Raw genomic sequence first — 18,562 nt, forward strand, 5'->3', positions numbered from 1 at the left:
AAGGCGCTTTTCACAACGCATTCGACCACTGAAGACCCCTGAATCGATGGAACAAGATTACGTCCTGATTGTGGAACCCAACCTCACGGGCCATCGCTGGCGCTATGTCGAATGGACCATGCAGGCCTGCACGGAAGCCGGCTATCCCTGCATCCTCGCCACCGAGTCCGCCAACGAGGATCATCGGCTCGCGAGGCAAATCGCCGCCGCGAACCGTGCGGATCTGCAGATCGCCTTCGTCGACCCCGAGGAGGAGCCACGCGGGTTATTGCGCCAGTCGAACCAGTATTCGCGCTTTCACCGCTATTTCAAGCGTGTGCATCGAGTGGTCAGCCACGCGCAGCCGATCAGGCTGGTGGTCGTGCCTTACGCCGATTATTTCTTCTACGGGTTGCCGTTTCTCGGCTCGCCTTTTCGCAAGACACCGTGGATCGGCATCACGATGCGTTCGACCTTCCATCATCACAAGGTCGGCATCAAGTCGCCGGACCGACCGCTCGTGAATGCGGTCAAGGCACTCCTTTTCAAGCGCGCGATCCAGTGTCCCGGCTTGCGCACGCTGTTGACGATCGATCCGACGCTGCCGGAGTGGGCGGCACACCACGCCGCGAAGAACAGCGCGGCAATCGCCTACGTAGCGGACCCGTTTCCCGACGAGCACGCGGAAAACCCGGTACTGGCCCGTGCGCGGCTCGGGCTCGACCCTGAGCAGCGCTATCTGCTGGTGTACGGCTCGATCACCGAACGCAAAGGCATCTACGAACTGGTGCACGCATTGAGCCGCATGGACCATGCGCCCACGCTGATCGTCGCCGGTGAGCAGGACGCGGGCACACGCCATTTCATGCGCAATCATGTGCGCAGCCTCAAGCCCGCGCCGCTGGTCCTCGATTCGTTCATTGCCAACGACGTCGAACGCGATCTGTTCTCCGCCTGCGACGCGGTCTGGCTAGGCTACAAGGGTCACTACGGAATGAGCGGCGTGCTGGTGCAGGCTTATCGCTTCGGCAAGCCGGTGATTGCAACGGAAGACGGTCTGATCGGCTGGTTCAGCCGGCGCTGCGAACTGGGGCCGATTCTGAGCGACCTCAGTTCCGCCTCGATCGGCCGCGCGATTACCGAAACGATGACCTCCTGGCCGCACGCCCCGCACACCGGAGCGGCAGCAGGCGAAGACCTGCTGTCGCGGCACACGCTGGGGCAGTTCAAGCAGACCTTGCTGCAGCAGATGGCCTGAGCCCTGAGCCGGCCGCACGGGCTGGGCAGGGCTCAGGAAGGCTCAGAGGGTCACTGAAGGTCACAGAAGGTCAGGACAACTGCCCGCCGGCCACCGGCACTTCCTCACGCACCGAACTGTTGCGCTTGGCCGGAAACAGCGCGTTGCGCATCAACAGGAACGGGTACTCGATCGCGCGTGTGGTCACATAGCCGATTGCAATCGCGAAGGCGAACTGCGCCGTGAGCGCCACCACCCAGATCAGGCTCGGTGCCAGACCCATGGCGGTCAACTTGCGAATCAGGATGTCGCCGGGGGCCAGCGCAAGCGAGTGCCACAGGTAAATACCGTACGAGTAGAGCCCAATCCAGGCGACCCCGCGATACACCCACGACGAACGCAGCGAGCCCGAATACTCCAGCACGAAGACGATCAGCGCGGCGAACCCGAGTGCCTGAATCGTATAGCCGATGCTTTCGTCGAGCGCGAGGTGTGGCGTCGCGAAAGCGAGCCAAGCGCACAACACCGCGATGCAGGCGACCAGCAGCCACTTGCGCTTCGCGATCTGATGATAGACGCCTGGCTTCATCCAGTAGATCGCCGACAGGATCACCCCGACCAGCAGGCTGTCGATGCGATACTGGGTGTACGCGAAGGCCGCCTCAAGGTTGCCGTCCGCCACCGCGAAGCAGCGTGCGGTGAGCACCACCGCGCAGATTCCGCTGAGCACGCCGACAATCGTCCATGCGCTCAGGCGCCAGCGCGCGAACAGCAACAGCAGCGCCGGCAGCACGAGGTAAAAGTGTTCTTCGACCGCGAGGCTCCAGGTCTGGGTGATCGAGGTGCCCAGATAGTTCTGCAGGTGGGTCAGGTTCTGGATCAGGAAGGTATTCCACGGATGGCGCCCGGCCAGCACGTGAAAGGCGATCAGCACGTAATACGCGGGCCAGATGCGGAAAATCCGCCGGATGATAAAGCGCTTGGCGTCGACGTTGCCTGTTTCGGCGTACTGCCGAAGCAGCAGGCCGCCAACCAGAAAACCGCTCAGCGTGAAGAACAGATTGACGCCTTCGCGCCCAAAGCTTTTCAGCGGGTACTCGATGATCTGAATCAGAAAATTACCGGTGTGAACGGCATGAAAGTGAAACCCCATCACCATGATAATGGCAATGCCGCGCACGAAATCCAGCTCGATGGCCCGGCCTGCCGTTACGGATCTCGCCCCGCCGAATAATTTCATGTTTTTCTCCCCTGTCACCTTTCGCGGGCGTATGTCCCTGCATGGCCCTTTTTGCATCTTCGGTGGCGGCAAGCGTGCGTGCGCGCCAACATCAAGGCATTGGCCGACAACATGAACAAGTGTGCGCGCGTCTTGCAGAGAGCGCCCTTGCCGGGGTCGCCAGAACCCAGGTAAAGGGCGACGAAAGGGGGGCTACCGAACATTCAGGCGGCCCGTTTCCCGGACAATGACCCGATGCGAGACCGTCTGCTTTAGACCGACGGCGGATCGACTGCACGGGGAGGAATCAGCAATGCGCCACCAGTATGCGACGCTCTGGATATGGTTTTTTCTGTTACCGCTTGCGTTTGACTACAAAGCGACCGACGCCAATGTAAGTCACTTTGCGCAGTCCGCGCTGGTCATTCCGGCCGTCGCCGCGGGGCTCGCGCTTGTGCTGATCGCGCCACGCTTTCGCGACCGCTCGCGCCTGCGCTCGACGATCACGTTCAGCCTGCTGCTGTGCGTGCTCGGCAGCATCGTCGCCCAGTTCGTCCAGGACAACGACTCCGGAAATTATTTGCGCGTGCTGCTGCCGTTCGCGCTGTTTTTGCTGGGCTACCTCGTGGCCTGCCGGCCGTGGAGCGAATACAGAATCTCGCAGTTCGAGAAAGCCTTGTTCGTTGCGAACGTGATCTGTCTCGTCTTCACCTTCGTGTATGGCATGGTGACCGGCGGCGACCTCGAAGACGTGCGCTTTCGCATCATCTCCGTCACGCTGCTCGGCTTGCAAGGCGTGCTGCTGCACGAATTCATCGTCGCCAAACGCTTTTCGTTTTTTACCGTTGCGGTGTTCGCCTTCAGTGTGATCGTCGAATTGCTGAGCGTCACGCGCAGCTTGCTGGTCGGCACCATCCTGCTGTTTCTGGTCGCCATGGCATTGTCCGCGCCGTCGCTGCAGTACGTGTGGCGCGCCGCCGCCCGCACCCTGATCGCCGGCGCCGTGCTGGCCGGCGTGGCCGGCATCGCGGCGTTGAGCTTTCCGACCGTCGCCGAGCACTGGACACAGCGTATCTTCGCGTCGGAGGAAACCGTCACCGGCAAGGATCCGACCACGATTACCCGGCTCGCCGAAATGCGCGATCAGTACGACCAGGTGACTGCCTCGCCGGAAACGCTGCTGTTCGGCGCGGGCTACGGCCACTACTATCGCTACTCCCCTGCCTACCTGCCGGACCTCGCCGGCCAGATCAGCGAGAAAGACTTTTACGCGATCAATGAATGGGCCGCGGGTCACAACTTCTGGGTCTATCAGCTCTTCGCGGGCGGCCTGCTGTTCGGCATCGCCATGCCTCTGGCAACGCTCGCCGCCCTGGCAATCTGCTTCTTCTCGTACCGCTACTGGCGCTCGGTGGTGCCCGACGCGCCCATGCTGCCGGTGCTGGGGCGCGCCATCATGCTGTTTGCCGCGCTGCCGGCCACCTCGATCGGCGGCAATCCGCTCGGGCCGCGTTTCTCCGGGCTGGTTTTCGGCATCGCCCTCGGCCTGATGATCGCCACCTACGCCCGCTTGCAGCGCGCACTGCCGGCGCGGGCCAGGCGCGTGCGGACGCCGCCGCGCATGCGCACGGCCGCCGTGCCCGACTTGCCTGGCAGGATCCAGCCCGGCATGGGCCGCGCCGATCTCGCGAAGACCCTCGGCATGTCACACGCGGCAGGCGCCGCCCCCGGTTCCAGCAAGTTCGGCGCCCTCGTATCGCGCGCCGCGTCGCCACGAAACGTCAATCGACAAAAATTCGTCCGATGAAAATTCTCCATCTGCTTGCCAGCGTCGATCCGCGCGCCGGCGGTCCCGTTGAAGGCGTGCGCCGCAGCGGCATGGCGATGCAGGACGCCGGGCACCACATCGAAGTGGCCACCTGCGATGCGCCCGGCGACGCCTACCTCGCGCACTTTCCGTTTCCGGTTCATGCGTTCGGCCCCGTCACGAGCCGCTACAGCTACAGCGCGCGGCTCGCACCGTGGCTCGCCGCCAACGCGCAGCGGTTCGACGCGGTCGTCGTGCACGGTTTGTGGCAATACCACGGCCTCGCGGCGTGGAAGGCCGTACGCAAAAGCGGCGTGCCCTATTACGTGTACACGCACGGCATGCTCGACCCCTGGTTCAAGCAGGCTTATCCGCTCAAACATCTGAAGAAGTGGCTGTACTGGCCGTGGGCCGAATACCGGGTGCTTCGCGACGCACGCGCCGTCATCTTTACAACAGAGGAAGAACGCACTCGCGCGCGCCAGTCGTTCTGGCTATACCGGGCCCAGGAGCGGATCGTGCCGTTTGGCACGACGGTGCCACCGCATGAAGCCACGCCTTTGCGCGAAGCTTTCCTGCAAGCCGTGCCCGGCTTGCGCGGCAAACGCATCGTCCTGTTTCTCGGCCGCGTGCATGCGAAGAAGGGTTGCGACCTGCTGATCGATGCATTCGCGCGCGTGGCCAGCCGCGATCAGTCGCTGCATCTCGTGATCGCGGGTCCCGATGAGACTGGCTGGGCGACCAGTCTGCGCGCCCAGGCTCAGGCGGCAGGCGTCGCGCAGCGCATCAGCCTGCCGGGCATGCTGCAAGGCGAGCTCAAGTGGGGCGCGTTTCATGCAAGCGACGTGTTCGTTCTGCCCTCGCATCAGGAGAATTTCGGCGTGGCGGTTGCCGAAGCGCTCGGCTGCGGATTGCCAGCCCTGATCTCCGACAAGGTCAACGTGTGGCGCGAAATCGAAGCGGATGGCGCGGGGATGGTTGCGGCCGACACGGTCGACGGGACGGAAAAGAATCTCGTGCGCTGGCTCGAACTCGACGACACCGCGCGCGCCGCGATGCGCGCTCAGGCGGCCCGCACTTTCGAAGCGCGCTTCCGGATCGAAACCATGGTCAGTGCACTGACCGCGCTGCTGGAAACGCACGGCAGCACCGCTGAAACGCGCGATAGCACGCTCGCCACGCTGCGCGGGAGCCAACCGGGCACCCAGCCCACCACCCAGCCGAGTCCGTAACGCTAGCGGGTAGCAGCGCACCAGAGGGCGCGCTGTTACCCGCTGCTCTTCACTGTTCCTTCATCAACGGCGTCAAGGTCGAGGCTGCGATCGGCAGGGTGTCGACTTGCGGCTGCTGCGCCGGAACCGACATCAGCGAACTGTTGGCAGCGTCGTTGCGGGTATTGCCCACGATATCCGGAACATCGAGCTGCCGCACCAGATGACCCGCGAGGCGTAGCGCAAGCGCAGCGATCGTGATGGTCGGAAAGTTGGCGCCGACGGTCGGAAACACGGAACTGCCCGCCACATAGAGATTGCTCATCCCGTGCACCTTGCAGTCGCGATCGACCACGCCTTCGCGCGGTGAATCGTGCATGCGCGTGGTGCCCATATGGTGCCACGTGCCCTCCAGCTTGGCCGGCCAGCGCCGGCCCTCGAGCGGCGCGTCGAGTTCCACGTCCGCGATGCCGGCCATCTGCAATTCCTGAGCGAGCAGCGAGAACGTCTTGTCGAAGGTGCGCTGCACCTGCTCGCCCAGCCGCCACTCCACCTTCACGCGGGGCATGCCGAAGCGGTCCCGCTTATCGGCCGACAAGGTGACCCGGCTGTCGGGATCGGGCACCGCTTCGACAATCGCCTGCAAGGTCACGTCGGTGATCAGCACCGGCCATTGCAACAGCCGCGTCAAGCCGTAGCCGACCGTGTGCAGCGGATGCGCGATCATCGTCGCGATATCGGTTTTCAGGCTGCGGCCGGGCTGGTCTTTCTGCAACAGCGCTTCCTTGCAATGGATCAGCGCCTCGGACCCGGCCGTGCCTTCACCGTACCAGCGCGAATAGAGCCACACGCGCGAATTCAGCAGCTTCTCGCGCTCCATCAGTTCCTGCTTCGGTGCGAACTGGGACGATATCTTCGTGCCGTGCGCCGACACCGCGGCATTCTGATAGTGATACTTGATGTCGTACAGTTTGTTGCGAGCGTTGCCCGGGCGAAAACGCACTTTCCCGGACATCATGCGCGGATGATCCATGAAGTAGCGGCCCACCAGATCGTTGGCATTGCCGAGACCCGCCGCCTGCACGTTGTTCGAGGCAAGCAGCAGACGCGCATTCTCGATGCCGCCGGTGGCCAGCACGAAGATTTTCGCGGTTACCGTCATCTTGCGGCCGCTAATGGTGGCCACCTGGAGCCGCGAAACGGAAGTCCCTTGGGGATCGGCGTCGATGTTCAGAACGTTCGCATACAAGAACACGCGCACCCGTGCCGAACGCTGCAACTCGTCGCGATAGACCTTGCCGAACCGCACCGGTGGGCTGAACTGCGCGACGGTATCGCGCATATCGCCGGTCGCGAGCGGAATGCGGCGCACATCATGACGCCCGATCTCGCGCTCCCAGTAGGCCGGATCGAAATTCTGCGGACCGAGCTTCAGCAATTCGTGCGTGCGTGCATAGTACGGCGCCAGTTCTTCGAGTCCGAACGGCCAGCCGCTATGAGGGATCCAGTCGCGCTTCTCGAAGTCCCACGGATCCAGCGGGCGGCACCAGCCGCCCCAGCAATTGCTGCTGCCGCCGAAGTAGCGGCTGCGCGAGCCGTCCGCGAATGTATAGGGAAGCCCGACGTTCTCGCCGCGATACAGATCGCGGGTTTCGTCGTCTGGCCCGAAGCCCCCGCTTTCGAGCATGCAGGTGTCGACCCCGGCCCTCGACATCTCCCGTGCAAGCGTAATGCCGGCGACACCTCCGCCGATAATGCAGACCGTTGTTTCAATAGCCGTGTTGTTTTGAACCGTACGAGTATCGATAAACATCCCTACTCCCCATCTTCTTCATGCATTTCTGAGTGCGTCAATCCGGCTACTCATCCAACCGGGGCTGGCAAGCAAACCACGCACATGTCGTGACTGAACGCCTGACCGGCGTCGCCGCGGGTAACGATCAAAAATATCGACCGACCATCCCATTGCGGCCGCCGACAGTGCGGTATGTCAACGACTGGCCTCCTCAGCATACGAATGCTGCGGTTCTTTATCTGTGGTTCAGGTCACGGAGTCGAAGCGGTTGCGAATGAAGCGGCAGGGATTGCCGCCGTACACGCCTTCCGGTTCGAGCGAACGATGCACGACCGACAACGGCGTGACCACCGCCGACCGGCCGATCGTCACACCCATCTGCACCACACATTTCGATGTGATCCAGACGCCGTCCTCGATCACGATCGGCGCGACGCGCAGATCCATCGTCGTGCTCATGTCGTGAGAGCCGGCGCTCAGGAACGTACCTTGGGAAATGCAGACATTCGATCCGATCCGGATCAGCGCCTGGTTGTAGATCCAGACGTCGACACCGAACCAGCAGTTGTCTCCCACTTCCAGATTCCACGGCGACTTCACCCGCAACGGATGTACGAAGCGGCAGCCCGTGCCGATCTTCGCGCCGAACAGGCGCAACAGCGTAACCCGGACCGAAGAGAGCGGCAGCAGCTTGTTGTTGATCACGCAGGCTTCAACAAAGAACCAGATGAGCTCGATCAGCACTCCGCGCTTCGCTCGATAGTTTCCCTTTCCCGCCGCGCTCAGATCGATGACGCGGTCATCCTTGCGCGCACCTTCGGCTTGCGGCTTGCGCCCGATTTGCGGATCGTCGGCAACGTTACCCATCAGTTTTCTCCGAACCACGAACGGGAGTCGGCATACCCATGCAGCCTTCTTCCATTATGTTTCGAGTCCTTAATGAACCCGGCCCGATGTCCGCCTTGGCAAGCGTTTTGGCGGCTGCGCGCGTGCCGTTTGGCGCACGATAGCTCTATTGCGACTGCATCTTCCTGGGGCATACGATGACCATCCCGTTTCGGCGTACCAGCAGCTTGCTGATTCTCACCTTCGCCGCCTACGGCGCACCGGCGCTCGCCCAGAATGCGGCACCCGCGCCCGCTGCGCCGGTCCTTGCCGCTACGGGCTCGACCAGCTACGGCACCCCGGCCGCGGCAGCACCCGTCAAACCGGGCACGGCGCATCGCAAGAGCGAAGCGGATCTGCTCGGCGCCCCACGCGACTATGGCTCGCCCGACGCGCAACAGGGCGACACCGCCGCCGCCCAGCAGGCCGCGCTGCTCGACGAACAACGCATGACGGTATTGGGCGGACAAGGCGCGCAACCGGCGGTAGGCAAAGCCCAGCGCAACAACAAGCTGCCTGCCGGCGCCAACGGCAAGGTGCGCGTGGCCGGCCAGCCTGGCGGTCCCAATGCGGTCGACGGCCTGATGCCCGAAGGCGCGGCGAAAAACACGTACGCCGACCCGTACGCTCCGGGTAAGCACGCCGTCTACAAGTCCCCGTGGTGATATCGCATTCATGAGTTGGCCGCGTACCGGATCAATCCGGCGCGGCTTCCTCCGTTGTGGCCGGCTTACGCGGCCGGGCCGCGGTGGGTGAAGGCCGCGGCGTACCGAAGTACGGCGCCTCCACTTTCGCGCGCTTGCCGCGTGACTCGCGAACCAGCGTCGCGAGCCGCTCCTCGAAGGTCCCAATGGTCGCTTCCGGCGACAGCGTGCGTTCCGCGTAGTCGCGTGCGGCGCTGCCGAGCGCCGCGCGGCGTTCGGGATCGCTCGCCAGCGCGGCGACCTCCGCAGCCAACGCCTTGACGTCGTCCGGCGGCACGACCACGCCACGCGGCGACACCGCCTCGTAAAGACCCGTGCCTTGCCGCGCCATCGCCACCACCGCGCGTCCGCTGGCGAACATGCCGGTGAGTTTCGACGGCATCACCAGATCCGCGGCATCGCCGCGCTGCGGCAGTACATGGATATCGGCGAGATTGAGCAGCTCGTTCAGGTGTTCCACGGGTTGCAGCGGGATGAAAAGGCAGTTCGTCAAGCCCGCGCAGCGCGCGAGCAAACTCTCTTTCGCGGCGCCACTGCCGCAGAAAACGAAAGTGACGTCGGCACGTTGTGCAAGCAACGCGGCCGCATCGGCGAGCGTTTCGATGCCCTGCTTCGTGCCCATGTTGCCGGAGTACAGCACCACTTTGTGGTCATCCGGAATGCTTAACAGGCGCCGGTAGTCGCTCGCGCGCGAAAGCGGAAAAATGGTCGACACATCGACCCAGTTGGGCAGGCACACTACCCGTGAAGACTCGACACCCTTGAGCACCACGCGCGAACTCATCTGCGGCGTGATCGACGACACCGTATCGAAATGCCGCAGCAACGTGCTTTCTATCCAGCGCGCCACGCGGGCTACGCGCGAGCTCTTCAGGAGACCCAGGTCGAAAGCCGCATCGACCTCGAAGTCCTGAATGTGTACCCACGCACTTGCGCTCGTAAGACGTGCGAGTGCCAGCGTGGCCGGCGCGCACATCAGGGTCGGCGCGATCAGCATCGCGACTTGGGGGCGCCATAGTATCTGGCGGGCGAGCAACGGCAACGAACTCGCCGCGAAGCTCATCAGGTGCAGCATCCGCTTCAGGCCGTTGGGGTGCGTGGGCACCCACAGCGGAGCACGCCAGATCGTCACCCCGTCGCGTGTCTCGCGCTGATACTGCCATGACGTGTAGTTGTCGGCCACGTGCCACTCAGGATAATACGGGGGCGCGCACACCACGCGAACCTCGTGGCCCCGACTGGCCAGGAGCGCCGCCATTTCCGCCGTGTACTTGCCCACTCCCGTCAGTTCAGGCGCGTAGTTAAGGCCGTAGATCAGGATCTTCATTGTGGCTGCCAGAACGTGTTAGAGCTTTTTTTCATACGCGGCGGGCCCCGTCGCGCGTCAGTCGCTCAGCATCAGCGCGCAGCCACGAGCGATGTTGGCGGCTGCGGAGGGCGGATCGAAACGACGAATCACATCCATACAACGGCGCGCCGTACCGCCGGCGTCAGCGAAGGCCTCCATCGCCTTGAGCATGGTGCGCTGCAGTCCGGCGACGTCGCCCGCTGTGAATGCATAGCCGCTCACACCGTCGATCACCAGTTCCGGCACGCAGCCGCAGCTTTCGCTGACCACCGCGGGACAGCCATGCGCGAGCGCCTCGTTGACAACGAGGCCCCACGGCTCGCTATAGCTCGGCAACACCATGCAGGTCGCACCGTAGTATTCCTGAGTAAGCGGCTCATCCTGCAAGCTGCCGGCGAAGGTCACCGCATCGCCCAGCTCGAGCTCGGCCACCTTCGCGTGCAGCGCGTCCGCCATCGGCCCCGTGCCGACAATGCGCAACTTCGCTGCCGGAATACGGCGCCGTAAACCGGCGAACGCCTCGATCAGTGTGCCGATGCCCTTCTCTTCAGAAAGACGGCCGACATAGAGAAAAATTGGAGGATTGCCGGCGCGCGCCGCAATCCGCTCGACCAGCGCGCGCTCCGGCGAGAACGAGCCGGGCAATGCCGCGGCCTGACATGGCACGAAAATCTTGTCGCGCTTTGCGCCGAGCGACAGCAGATACTCGCGGCTACGCTCGCCAAATCCGAAATAACCGTCGCATAGCGAAAAGAACACGCGCTTCGGAATCGACGTCAGCAACTTCTTGGGCCGGTCGCGCGCGGTCGAATCGCAAAACACCGCGCGCCGCTTGCCCGTTACGATGCACGCTGCCAGCATCGCCCAGTACTCAGGACGGTGGTAGCCCGGCAGAACGATCAGATCCGACTTGGCACGCAACACTTCCCAGGTGAGCCGCGCGATCATCTTCATCGTCGGCACATCCTCATAGCAACCGTCGAACAGCTTCTGCATCGGATAGCGATGGTATGAATAGTCGACATCCGAAAAACCGACACGATCGTGCTCGGTATCCGCAATCTGCACCATCGAGTAGCGAATCGCGCCGGATGCCGAAATGTTATGCAAAGCAGAGAACACGACACCCTTATGGCGCGACCACACGACGTTGTGGAAGATCGTGACTGACGCTGTCATTTTTATGCCACTCCTCGAAATATCGTCCCAGTGTGCGTTGCACGCAATGCGTGCGAAGCACACCATGCGTTTCCCCAGTTCCGCCAGCCGCGCTCAGCTCCCGCCCAGTGCGCGCCTAGGCCTGCAAGGCGGCGGCAGGTGTCGAGCCGGCGTGTGTTGCCACGAATTCCCGATAGGTGGACGCGATACCCTCTTCGAGGCCAATGCTCGCGTGCCAGCCCATGTTCGCGAGCCGCGATACGTCGAGCAGCTTGCGTGGCGTGCCATCGGGTTTGGACGCGTCGAACACCAGTTCGCCCTCGAAGCCCGCCACCTTGCAGATGCATTCGGCCAGCTCGCGAATCGACAGGTCCTCACCCACCCCGACGTTGAACAGGCCGTCTGTCACGTTGTGCTCGAGAACGAAGAGCGTTGCCGCGGCGAGATCGTCGACGTGGAGAAACTCGCGGCGCGGCGTGCCCGAGCCCCAGACCGTCAGGGTCGCGGAGCCGTTCAGTTTTGCTTCGTGCGCCTTTCTCAGCAGCGCCGGCAAAACATGGCTGCTGTTCAGGTCGTAGTTGTCGTTAGGGCCGTACAGATTGGTCGGCATCAGCGAGACATACTGCGTGCCGTATTCGCGGTTGTACGCCTCGCACAGCTTGAGACCGGCGATTTTCGCAATCGCGTAGGCGTCATTGGTCGGCTCGAGCGGCGAGCTCAGCAGATACTCTTCGCGGATCGGCTGCGGACTTTGCTTCGGGTAAATGCACGACGAGCCGAAAAACACCAGCCGCTCCACCTTCGCGCGATACGCGGCATGAATCACGTTGGTTTCGATCACCAGGTTGTCGTAGATGAACTCACCCGGTTGCGACGCATTCGCAAGAATGCCGCCCACCCGCGCGGCCGCGAGCAGCACCACGTCGATCTTTTCCTGCTGGAAAAAGGCGTTCACGGCGGCCTGATCCTTAAGATCGAGTTCCGCCCTCGAACGCGTGACGACGTTGTGGTAGCCCCCGGCATTCAGCCGCCGGACCAGCGCCGAGCCAACCATGCCACGGTGGCCCGCGACGAAAATGCGTGCTTGTTTGTTCATCGCCGTTACTCGTGATGTTCCAGTGCCGTAAAACCGGCCAGCGTGACAAGCGCGTCACGTCTTGCGATCTGATAATCCGAGCGCACCATTTCCTTCACGAGCGCGCTGAACGGCGTGGTCGGCTGCCAGCCGAGCTTCGCATGGGCTTTCGACGGATCGCCCAGCAGGGTCTCGACTTCGGCGGGACGGAAGTAGCGCGGATCGACACGCACGATCACATCGCCGGGCGACATCTTGATCTCGCGCCCTTCCACCTTCTCGACAATGCCGACTTCATCCACACCGGTGCCTTCGAAGCGTACCGTGACACCCAGCTCGGCGGCGGCGTGCTGAACGAATTCACGCACGCTGTACTGCACGCCGGTGGCGATGACGTAGTCCTCCGGCTGCTCCTGTTGCAGCATGCGCCATTGCATCTCCACGTAGTCGCGCGCATGGCCCCAGTCGCGCAACGCGGACAGATTGCCGAGATACAGGGTCTTCTGCATACCGACCGCGATGCGCGCCACGGCGCGCGTGATCTTGCGCGTCACGAAGGTTTCGCCGCGCACCGGCGATTCGTGATTGAACAGAATCCCATTGCAGGCATAGAGTCCATACGCCTCGCGATAATTGACCGTGGTCCAGTACGCGAACAGCTTGGCGACCGCATACGGACTGCGCGGATAGAACGGCGTGGTCTCGGACTGCGGCACCTGCTGCACGAGGCCGTACAGCTCCGAGGTGGACGCCTGGTAAAAGCGCGTCTTGTGTTGCAGATCGAGAATCCGGATCGCTTCGAGAATCCGCAGCGCGCCGAGGCCGTCAGCGTTGGCCGTATATTCCGGCTCCTCGAATGAGACCGCCACGTGGCTCTGCGCTGCGAGGTTGTAGATCTCATCGGGCTCCACGCGCTGAATCACGCGCAGGATGCTGGTCGAGTCGGTCAGGTCGGCGTGATGCAGAAAGAGCCGCTGCTCGGGGTCGTGCGGGTCGCGATAGAGATGGTCGATCCGGTCTGTATTGAACAGCGATGTCCTGCGTTTGATGCCATGCACGTCGTAATTCTTGCTGAGCAGAAGCTCGGCAAGATACGACCCGTCCTGTCCCGTGATACCGGTGATCAGCGCGACCTTGCGTTTCATGGAACTCTCTCCCTCGTTGAACTTTGCGATGCCGGTTTCGCGGCATGATCAAGTAAGCGGCTCCGTGAGCGAGCCGCTGCTGCGTAGACCTGCCGCCGTCAACCGGCGATGCTGTCGTAGCCGTAATAGCCGCCCTGATAGCCGGAACCCAGGAATGCCCCTTCCTGAGGCACGTCGGTGAGCAAGACCCCTTTGAGCGATACCCCGCCGTTGAACAGCCGTTTGGCGGTTTCGGCAATTTCATTCAGCGGATGGCGGCCGTGTCGCACCACCAGCAGCGTCGTGCCGGCGTACTTGCCGATCAAGGTCGAGTCCGTCACGGCCAGCACCGGCGGGGTGTCGACAATGACGATGTCGTAGTGCGATTTCAATTCCTCGAGCATCGTTTCGAAGCGTTTGCTCATCAGCAATTCCGACGGATGCGAGGGCAGCGTGCCCTTGGCGAGCACGTCGAGTCCGGGCAGCACATCGCGCTGGATCATTGCGCCGAGATCGCCGCCGCTCAACACGTCAGAGAGCCCGGGCTGATGGCCGATACCGAAATGCGAATGGACGTCGCCGCGCCGCATATCGCCGTCGATAATCAGCACGCGCTTGTTTGCCGACGCCACCAGCGCCGCCAGATTCACCGACAGGAACGACTTGCCGGCGTCGGGCCGCGAACCCGTGATCATCACGACGTTGTTCTCGGCGTGATCGAGCGACAACTGCAACGAGGTCCGCAGGTTGCGCACCCCTTCCACCGCGATGTCTTCCGGCGCCTGCTGCGCAAGCACATGAAGCCCGCGACGGCGCAGCATGACGTTTTCCTGCAGGCGCAACTGGGTCTGACTGCGCGGCACGATCGCGAACACCGGCACGCCGAGCACCGCTTCGAGTTCATCCGGACGTTCTACGCCGCCGTACATTGCGCGCTTGAAGAAGGTCAGCATGATGCCGATCAGCAAGCCGCCGCCGAGCGAGATCAGGATTGCCAGCACGCGCTTCGGACGCACCGGTTCGTCAGGCGTTTCGGCGAAGTCCACTACGCGCACGTTGCCCACCTGGCCCGCTTTCGCCACCCGCAGTTGCTGCGCGCTGTTCAGCAGATTGGTATAAAGCTCCGTGTCGACGTGCACGTCGCGCAGCAGGCGCAACGCGGTCTGCTCGGTGTCCGGCATCACGGCCACGCTGCGGTTCATGCTGGCCGCCGCGTTCTGCAATGCGGCGATCTGTGCGTCGAGCGCCGCCACCGCCGGGTGATTCGCCGTGAAGCGCTGTGACATCTCCGCGCGTTGCTGCTGCAGATCGAGCAGCTTGGTCTTGTTGTCGACCACCTGTTGCAGCAGCAAGCGGCTTTCCTCGCCGAGATCGACCGTGCCGTGCTGGTTGCGGAACTTGTTGTAGCGTTGCTCGGCGTCGTCGAGTTCCTTGCGCAAACCCGGCAGTTGCTGATCGAGGAAGGCCAGCATGTGCTCCGCTTCGGTCGAACGGCTCTCCACATCCTGACGCACGAATTCGCGCGCCATGCTGTTGACGATCGCCGCGGTCAACACGGGGTCGCCGCCTTCGAGGCTCGTGCGGATCACGCCGGACTGCAGCGTGGTCTCCTGGATCACCAGCGCCTTCTGCAGGCGGTCCACCGTCCCCAGCGTCGAGAAGCGCTGCAACTCGAAACGCGAGCCGGGCGCGCCGACCAGCTTGTCGACGTGCAGCGTGATCGGACCGTCGGCGGTATCGGTTTGCACGGTCTCGCCAACATGGCCGGAGAGAATCGCGATACCGTTCTTGTCGCGCAGCACGTACGAACCGCCCTCGCCGGCAATCAGCGTGAAGGTCGTATCGTAGAGTTCGCTTGTCGTGTCGAACTGCGACACGGCAATGCTTTCGTTACCCCATGCGTAACCCGACAGGTTGATGAACGACGGTAGCTTGAAACCCCATTGCCCGTTCACCAGACCCGCGATCATCCCGCCGATGAACGGCAGGGTGCGCGGCGCGGCCGAAATGTCGAGGTGCAGTTTCTTGACCGTTTCCTCGGTGACGAGCCGCGACTTCAGCAGCTCGATTTCCGCCGCCGTGGAGGGCTTGGTGTCGAACATGCCGGTCAGCGGCGGCAAGGAATCCTTGCCGTTCGCGTTGGCATTGGCCGTCTTGTCCTCGACGTGGAACAGCACATCCGCGCGATACGTCGGCGGAGCAAGAAACGCGTACGCGCACCCCAGCGCGAGCGCGACCAACGTCGCCACGAGGATCGTGCGCCAGCCCCTCACGATCGTGCGCAGATAGTCCGACAGATGCAGCTCGTCCGGTCCGGACACGTCGATGTAGCGATTTTCGAAGTTGATTGCCATTTTTGGTCACCCAACAGAACGCGGCGGTTCAAGGTCACGTTGCACGGTTGTTATTTCGCAAGAACTGCCCCCGTTACAGCCGCATTGATCGCCGGCAGCAGCAGGTTCAACACACGGTTGAAGCGGACCAGTCCGCCCTGGCCGACATACACCACGTCCTTCGGCTGCAGCTCGAACTGATTGGCGAGCACCATGGACACCGGCGACGTCGCATCGAGGTGATAGACCTGCGGCGCCTCGCTGGTCGAATTGCGGATCACGAACAGCTGTCTCGGCGCCGACGTGTTCGAATCGAAACTGCCGCTATCGGAAATAGCCTGTGCAAGCGTCAGCGAACCGTTGCGCATCGGCTGGATGGTTGCCGGTTTGTTGACCTCGCCCATCACGTAGACGCCGCTGTCTTCGCGCGAAGCCACGCGCACGATGTCGCCCGCCTGAAGGTAGATGTCCGACGGATTGCGGCCGCGCTTGATCAGGTCATCCACGTTGAGCGGATACGTCACGCCGTTGCGGATCAGTTCAACCCGGCTACGGTCCGCGTTGGCGCTGAAGCCGCCGCCCTGATTGATTACGCTCGTCAGCGACATCGGAATGTCGTTGAGCGACTGGGCGCCCGGCGTGCGCACTTCGCCGTCCACATACACCTGGGCGTTACGGAACGAGGCGACCCGCACCGTCACTTCCGGCTTCTGATACACGTTGCTCAGGCGCTTGTGCAGTTCTTTCTGGATCGATGCGACGTCCTTGCCTGCCACATGCAGATTGCCTGCATACGGGAACTGGATATCGCCGTTTTCGTCGATCAGAAAACCGGGAGCGGCATCCGTCGGTTTCGTGTTCTGCGCCGGCTGGCCAAGCGCGGCGGCCAGTTCCGGGTGGTCCCACACGACGATTTGCAGCACGTCGCCCGGGCCGACCTTGTATGCCGTCGGTTTGCCGAACAGGCCGAGCGTCTGCGGCGGCAATGCGGCCGACGTCTGCGCCGTACGCATCTGGCGCAGCAGCGCGAGGTTGATATCGGTAATCGGAATCTGCTGTTGCTGCGACGGTTCCGTGCTGTAATCCCCACCCGTGTCCTGAATTGCGGCTGGCGTGATCATCCGTTGCCCCGGGACGGACCCGCATCCGGAAAGCAGTGCTGTCACAGCTGTGAAAATCACGAGACTTCCCGTGCGTATACCAAGCGAGCTCATGGTGTTTCCTCCTTGCGCCAGGGCCTTGTCCTCGGGGGAGGCAGCGCCCAGCGTGCTTGTTAACTACTTAGTAAGCGTTTCGATGCACCAGTCCGGCGACAATCGTCGCGCCGATAATCCGCATATCGAGCGCGAACGACCAATGCCCCAGGTAATACAGGTCATGTTCGACGCGACGCTCCATCTTCTCGATGCGGTCGGTTTCGCCACGAAAGCCGTTGATCTGCGCCCAACCCGTAATGCCCGGCTTGATCCGATAGCGATTGATATAGCCCGCGACCACTTTCTGATAAAGGTCGTCGTGCTCGAGTGCGTGGGGACGCGGTCCAACCACCGACATGTCGCCACGCAAAACGTTGAAAAATTGCGGCAGTTCGTCGAGGCTCGTGCGGCGCAGAAATGCGCCGACTTTCGTGACGCGCGCGTCGTTGCGCGTGGCCTGACTGAGCGTGCCTTTCTCCTCGGTATGCAGTCGCATCGAGCGGAATTTGTAGATCGTGAAGACGCGGCCGTCCGCACCTTTACGCTTCTGCCTGAAGAAAACCGGGCCGCGCGACGAGAGCTTCACCGCGATCGCAATGGCGAGCATGATCGGTGCGAGTCCAATCAGCGCCGTCGCGGCGAACAGGCGGTCGAAGATTTCCTTCTTCAGCATCGAACTCGCGGACAGCGGCGAGGCGACCAGGTTGATCGCCGGCACGCCGAGCAGATCGATCACGCCGCTGCCTTCGAAGAGCGCGAGGCTGCGCACGTCCGGCATGAAGCGGATATTCACCAGATCGTCGCGGAATTCGCCAATCAGCGAACAGATCAGCGGCTCCTCGGCGAGCGAGAGCATCAGCCAGAGTTCGTGCACGTCATTGGTGCGGATATAGCCGGCGAGCGCATCCACGGTGTCGAAGACCGGCACGCGTGCACTGGTAACGGACGACACGTCAGGACGCGTGTTATAGACGGCTGCCGCGCGAAACCCGGTGGTCGGCGCCGACTCGATCCGGCGGATGATCGCGTCGCACTGCGAGCCGCTTCCGACAATCGCGACCTGATGCAGATTCAGACCGGCGCCGCGCGCACGGGCCAGCACCGCGTGCGCGATCAGCCGCGAGGAGATCAGCAGGCCACCCGTCACCGCCGTCCAGTAGGAGAACCACAGACGCGAGACGAAGTCGGTACGGTGCAGCGAGTACATCAGCACAAGCGCACTGCCTTGCACCATCAGCCATGCGAGCGACGCCTGCCCGGCCAATGAGAGCTTCGAGCGACCGCGCCACGATTCATAGACGCCGAAAGCCGGAAAAATGGCCAGCGCGAAGGCAGCAGAGAACATCACGAGCGCCCAGTAGAACCCCGATTGGTTGAGGTACTCGAAGCGGATCCGCGACGCCACCGCCGCCCCCGCGATCACTAATCCCACATCGAACACTCGCGCGAGCAAATCCTGAAACTTGCGCATTTTGCTTACCTCGTTCTGGC

General features: G+C 62.9%; 14 protein-coding genes. 4 read left to right on the plus strand and 10 right to left on the minus strand.

The window, feature by feature from the left end:
* Window positions 1-46 precede the first annotated feature (46 nt).
* A complete protein-coding gene (locus tag AC57B6_RS21745) occupies window positions 47-1,237 on the plus strand; it encodes a glycosyltransferase (RefSeq protein WP_025496232.1) in 1,191 nt (396 codons plus the stop codon).
* A 70-nt stretch (window positions 1,238-1,307) separates the two neighbouring features.
* Here the strand turns inward: AC57B6_RS21745 and AC57B6_RS21750 are convergent, their stop codons facing one another.
* The gene (locus tag AC57B6_RS21750) at window positions 1,308-2,456 is read right to left on the minus strand and encodes an acyltransferase family protein (RefSeq protein ID WP_106355916.1); all 1,149 of its coding nucleotides are present in this window, start codon (window positions 2,454-2,456) and stop codon (window positions 1,308-1,310) included.
* Between the two features lie 292 nt (window positions 2,457-2,748).
* Between AC57B6_RS21750 and AC57B6_RS21755 the strand changes: the two genes are divergently transcribed.
* Window positions 2,749-4,242, plus strand: coding sequence for a hypothetical protein (locus AC57B6_RS21755; RefSeq protein WP_144192854.1), 1,494 nt, complete (start codon window positions 2,749-2,751; stop codon window positions 4,240-4,242).
* Complete coding sequence (locus AC57B6_RS21760; RefSeq protein ID WP_496422083.1) at window positions 4,239-5,474, plus strand: glycosyltransferase; 1,236 nt, start codon at window positions 4,239-4,241, stop codon at window positions 5,472-5,474. The genes AC57B6_RS21755 and AC57B6_RS21760 overlap by 4 nt, the downstream gene beginning before the upstream one ends.
* 49 nt (window positions 5,475-5,523) lie before the next feature.
* Here AC57B6_RS21760 and AC57B6_RS21765 read toward each other — a convergent pair whose 3' ends face one another.
* Entirely contained in the window at window positions 5,524-7,266 is a 1,743-nt protein-coding gene (locus AC57B6_RS21765; RefSeq protein ID WP_030101983.1) for an FAD-dependent oxidoreductase, read from the minus strand.
* 228 nt (window positions 7,267-7,494) lie between these two features.
* A complete protein-coding gene (locus AC57B6_RS21770) occupies window positions 7,495-8,115 on the minus strand; it encodes an LbetaH domain-containing protein (protein WP_046566632.1) in 621 nt (206 codons plus the stop codon).
* A 176-nt stretch (window positions 8,116-8,291) separates the two neighbouring features.
* Here AC57B6_RS21770 and AC57B6_RS21775 point away from each other — a divergent pair, with 176 nt between their 5' ends.
* Window positions 8,292-8,798, plus strand: a complete 507-nt coding sequence (locus tag AC57B6_RS21775; RefSeq protein ID WP_028199880.1) for a hypothetical protein — start codon at window positions 8,292-8,294, stop codon at window positions 8,796-8,798.
* Window positions 8,799-8,829: 31 nt separating this feature from the next.
* Here the strand turns inward: AC57B6_RS21775 and AC57B6_RS21780 are convergent, their stop codons facing one another.
* The 7 genes from AC57B6_RS21780 to AC57B6_RS21810 all read right to left on the minus strand — a co-directional run bounded on the left by AC57B6_RS21780 (window position 8,830) and on the right by AC57B6_RS21810 (window position 18,542).
* Complete coding sequence (locus tag AC57B6_RS21780) at window positions 8,830-10,164, minus strand: glycosyltransferase WbuB (RefSeq protein ID WP_496422084.1); 1,335 nt, start codon at window positions 10,162-10,164, stop codon at window positions 8,830-8,832.
* 57 nt (window positions 10,165-10,221) lie between these two features.
* On the minus strand, window positions 10,222-11,364 hold the full coding sequence (locus AC57B6_RS21785; protein WP_028199882.1) for a glycosyltransferase family 4 protein: 1,143 nt from the start codon (window positions 11,362-11,364) through the stop codon (window positions 10,222-10,224).
* 115 nt (window positions 11,365-11,479) lie between these two features.
* Window positions 11,480-12,439 (minus strand): GDP-L-fucose synthase family protein, encoded by a 960-nt coding sequence (locus AC57B6_RS21790; protein WP_496422085.1) that lies wholly within the window; start codon window positions 12,437-12,439, stop codon window positions 11,480-11,482.
* Window positions 12,440-12,444: 5 nt separating this feature from the next.
* Window positions 12,445-13,563: a GDP-mannose 4,6-dehydratase gene (gene gmd / locus AC57B6_RS21795; RefSeq protein WP_028199884.1), complete on the minus strand. Its 1,119-nt coding sequence runs from the start codon at window positions 13,561-13,563 to the stop codon at window positions 12,445-12,447.
* A 98-nt stretch (window positions 13,564-13,661) separates the two neighbouring features.
* Window positions 13,662-15,896, minus strand: a complete 2,235-nt coding sequence (locus AC57B6_RS21800; protein ID WP_028199885.1) for a polysaccharide biosynthesis tyrosine autokinase — start codon at window positions 15,894-15,896, stop codon at window positions 13,662-13,664.
* 50 nt (window positions 15,897-15,946) lie between these two features.
* The gene (locus AC57B6_RS21805) at window positions 15,947-17,089 is read right to left on the minus strand and encodes a polysaccharide biosynthesis/export family protein (RefSeq protein WP_028199886.1); all 1,143 of its coding nucleotides are present in this window, start codon (window positions 17,087-17,089) and stop codon (window positions 15,947-15,949) included.
* A 67-nt stretch (window positions 17,090-17,156) separates the two neighbouring features.
* On the minus strand, window positions 17,157-18,542 hold the full coding sequence (locus AC57B6_RS21810) for an undecaprenyl-phosphate glucose phosphotransferase (RefSeq protein WP_028199887.1): 1,386 nt from the start codon (window positions 18,540-18,542) through the stop codon (window positions 17,157-17,159).
* Window positions 18,543-18,562: the final 20 nt, after the last annotated feature.

The organism is Paraburkholderia sp. BGA-UO-ETr-F12 (assembly GCF_059567945.1).

Excerpts from the sequence above, each read along its gene's own strand:
- AC57B6_RS21745 (WP_025496232.1), top strand. The coding sequence starts at position 47 with ATGGAACAAGATTACGTCCTGATTGTGGAACCCAACCTCACGGGCCAT.
- AC57B6_RS21750 (WP_106355916.1), bottom strand. The coding sequence starts at position 2,456 with ATGAAATTATTCGGCGGGGCGAGATCCGTAACGGCAGGCCGGGCCATC.
- AC57B6_RS21755 (WP_144192854.1), top strand. The coding sequence starts at position 2,749 with ATGCGCCACCAGTATGCGACGCTCTGGATATGGTTTTTTCTGTTACCG.
- AC57B6_RS21760 (WP_496422083.1), top strand. The coding sequence starts at position 4,239 with ATGAAAATTCTCCATCTGCTTGCCAGCGTCGATCCGCGCGCCGGCGGT.
- AC57B6_RS21765 (WP_030101983.1), bottom strand. The coding sequence starts at position 7,266 with ATGTTTATCGATACTCGTACGGTTCAAAACAACACGGCTATTGAAACA.
- AC57B6_RS21770 (WP_046566632.1), bottom strand. The coding sequence starts at position 8,115 with ATGGGTAACGTTGCCGACGATCCGCAAATCGGGCGCAAGCCGCAAGCC.
- AC57B6_RS21775 (WP_028199880.1), top strand. The coding sequence starts at position 8,292 with ATGACCATCCCGTTTCGGCGTACCAGCAGCTTGCTGATTCTCACCTTC.
- AC57B6_RS21780 (WP_496422084.1), bottom strand. The coding sequence starts at position 10,164 with ATGAAGATCCTGATCTACGGCCTTAACTACGCGCCTGAACTGACGGGA.
- AC57B6_RS21785 (WP_028199882.1), bottom strand. The coding sequence starts at position 11,364 with ATGACAGCGTCAGTCACGATCTTCCACAACGTCGTGTGGTCGCGCCAT.
- AC57B6_RS21790 (WP_496422085.1), bottom strand. The coding sequence starts at position 12,439 with ATGAACAAACAAGCACGCATTTTCGTCGCGGGCCACCGTGGCATGGTT.
- gmd (WP_028199884.1), bottom strand. The coding sequence starts at position 13,563 with ATGAAACGCAAGGTCGCGCTGATCACCGGTATCACGGGACAGGACGGG.
- AC57B6_RS21800 (WP_028199885.1), bottom strand. The coding sequence starts at position 15,896 with ATGGCAATCAACTTCGAAAATCGCTACATCGACGTGTCCGGACCGGAC.
- AC57B6_RS21805 (WP_028199886.1), bottom strand. The coding sequence starts at position 17,089 with ATGAGCTCGCTTGGTATACGCACGGGAAGTCTCGTGATTTTCACAGCT.
- AC57B6_RS21810 (WP_028199887.1), bottom strand. The coding sequence starts at position 18,542 with ATGCGCAAGTTTCAGGATTTGCTCGCGCGAGTGTTCGATGTGGGATTA.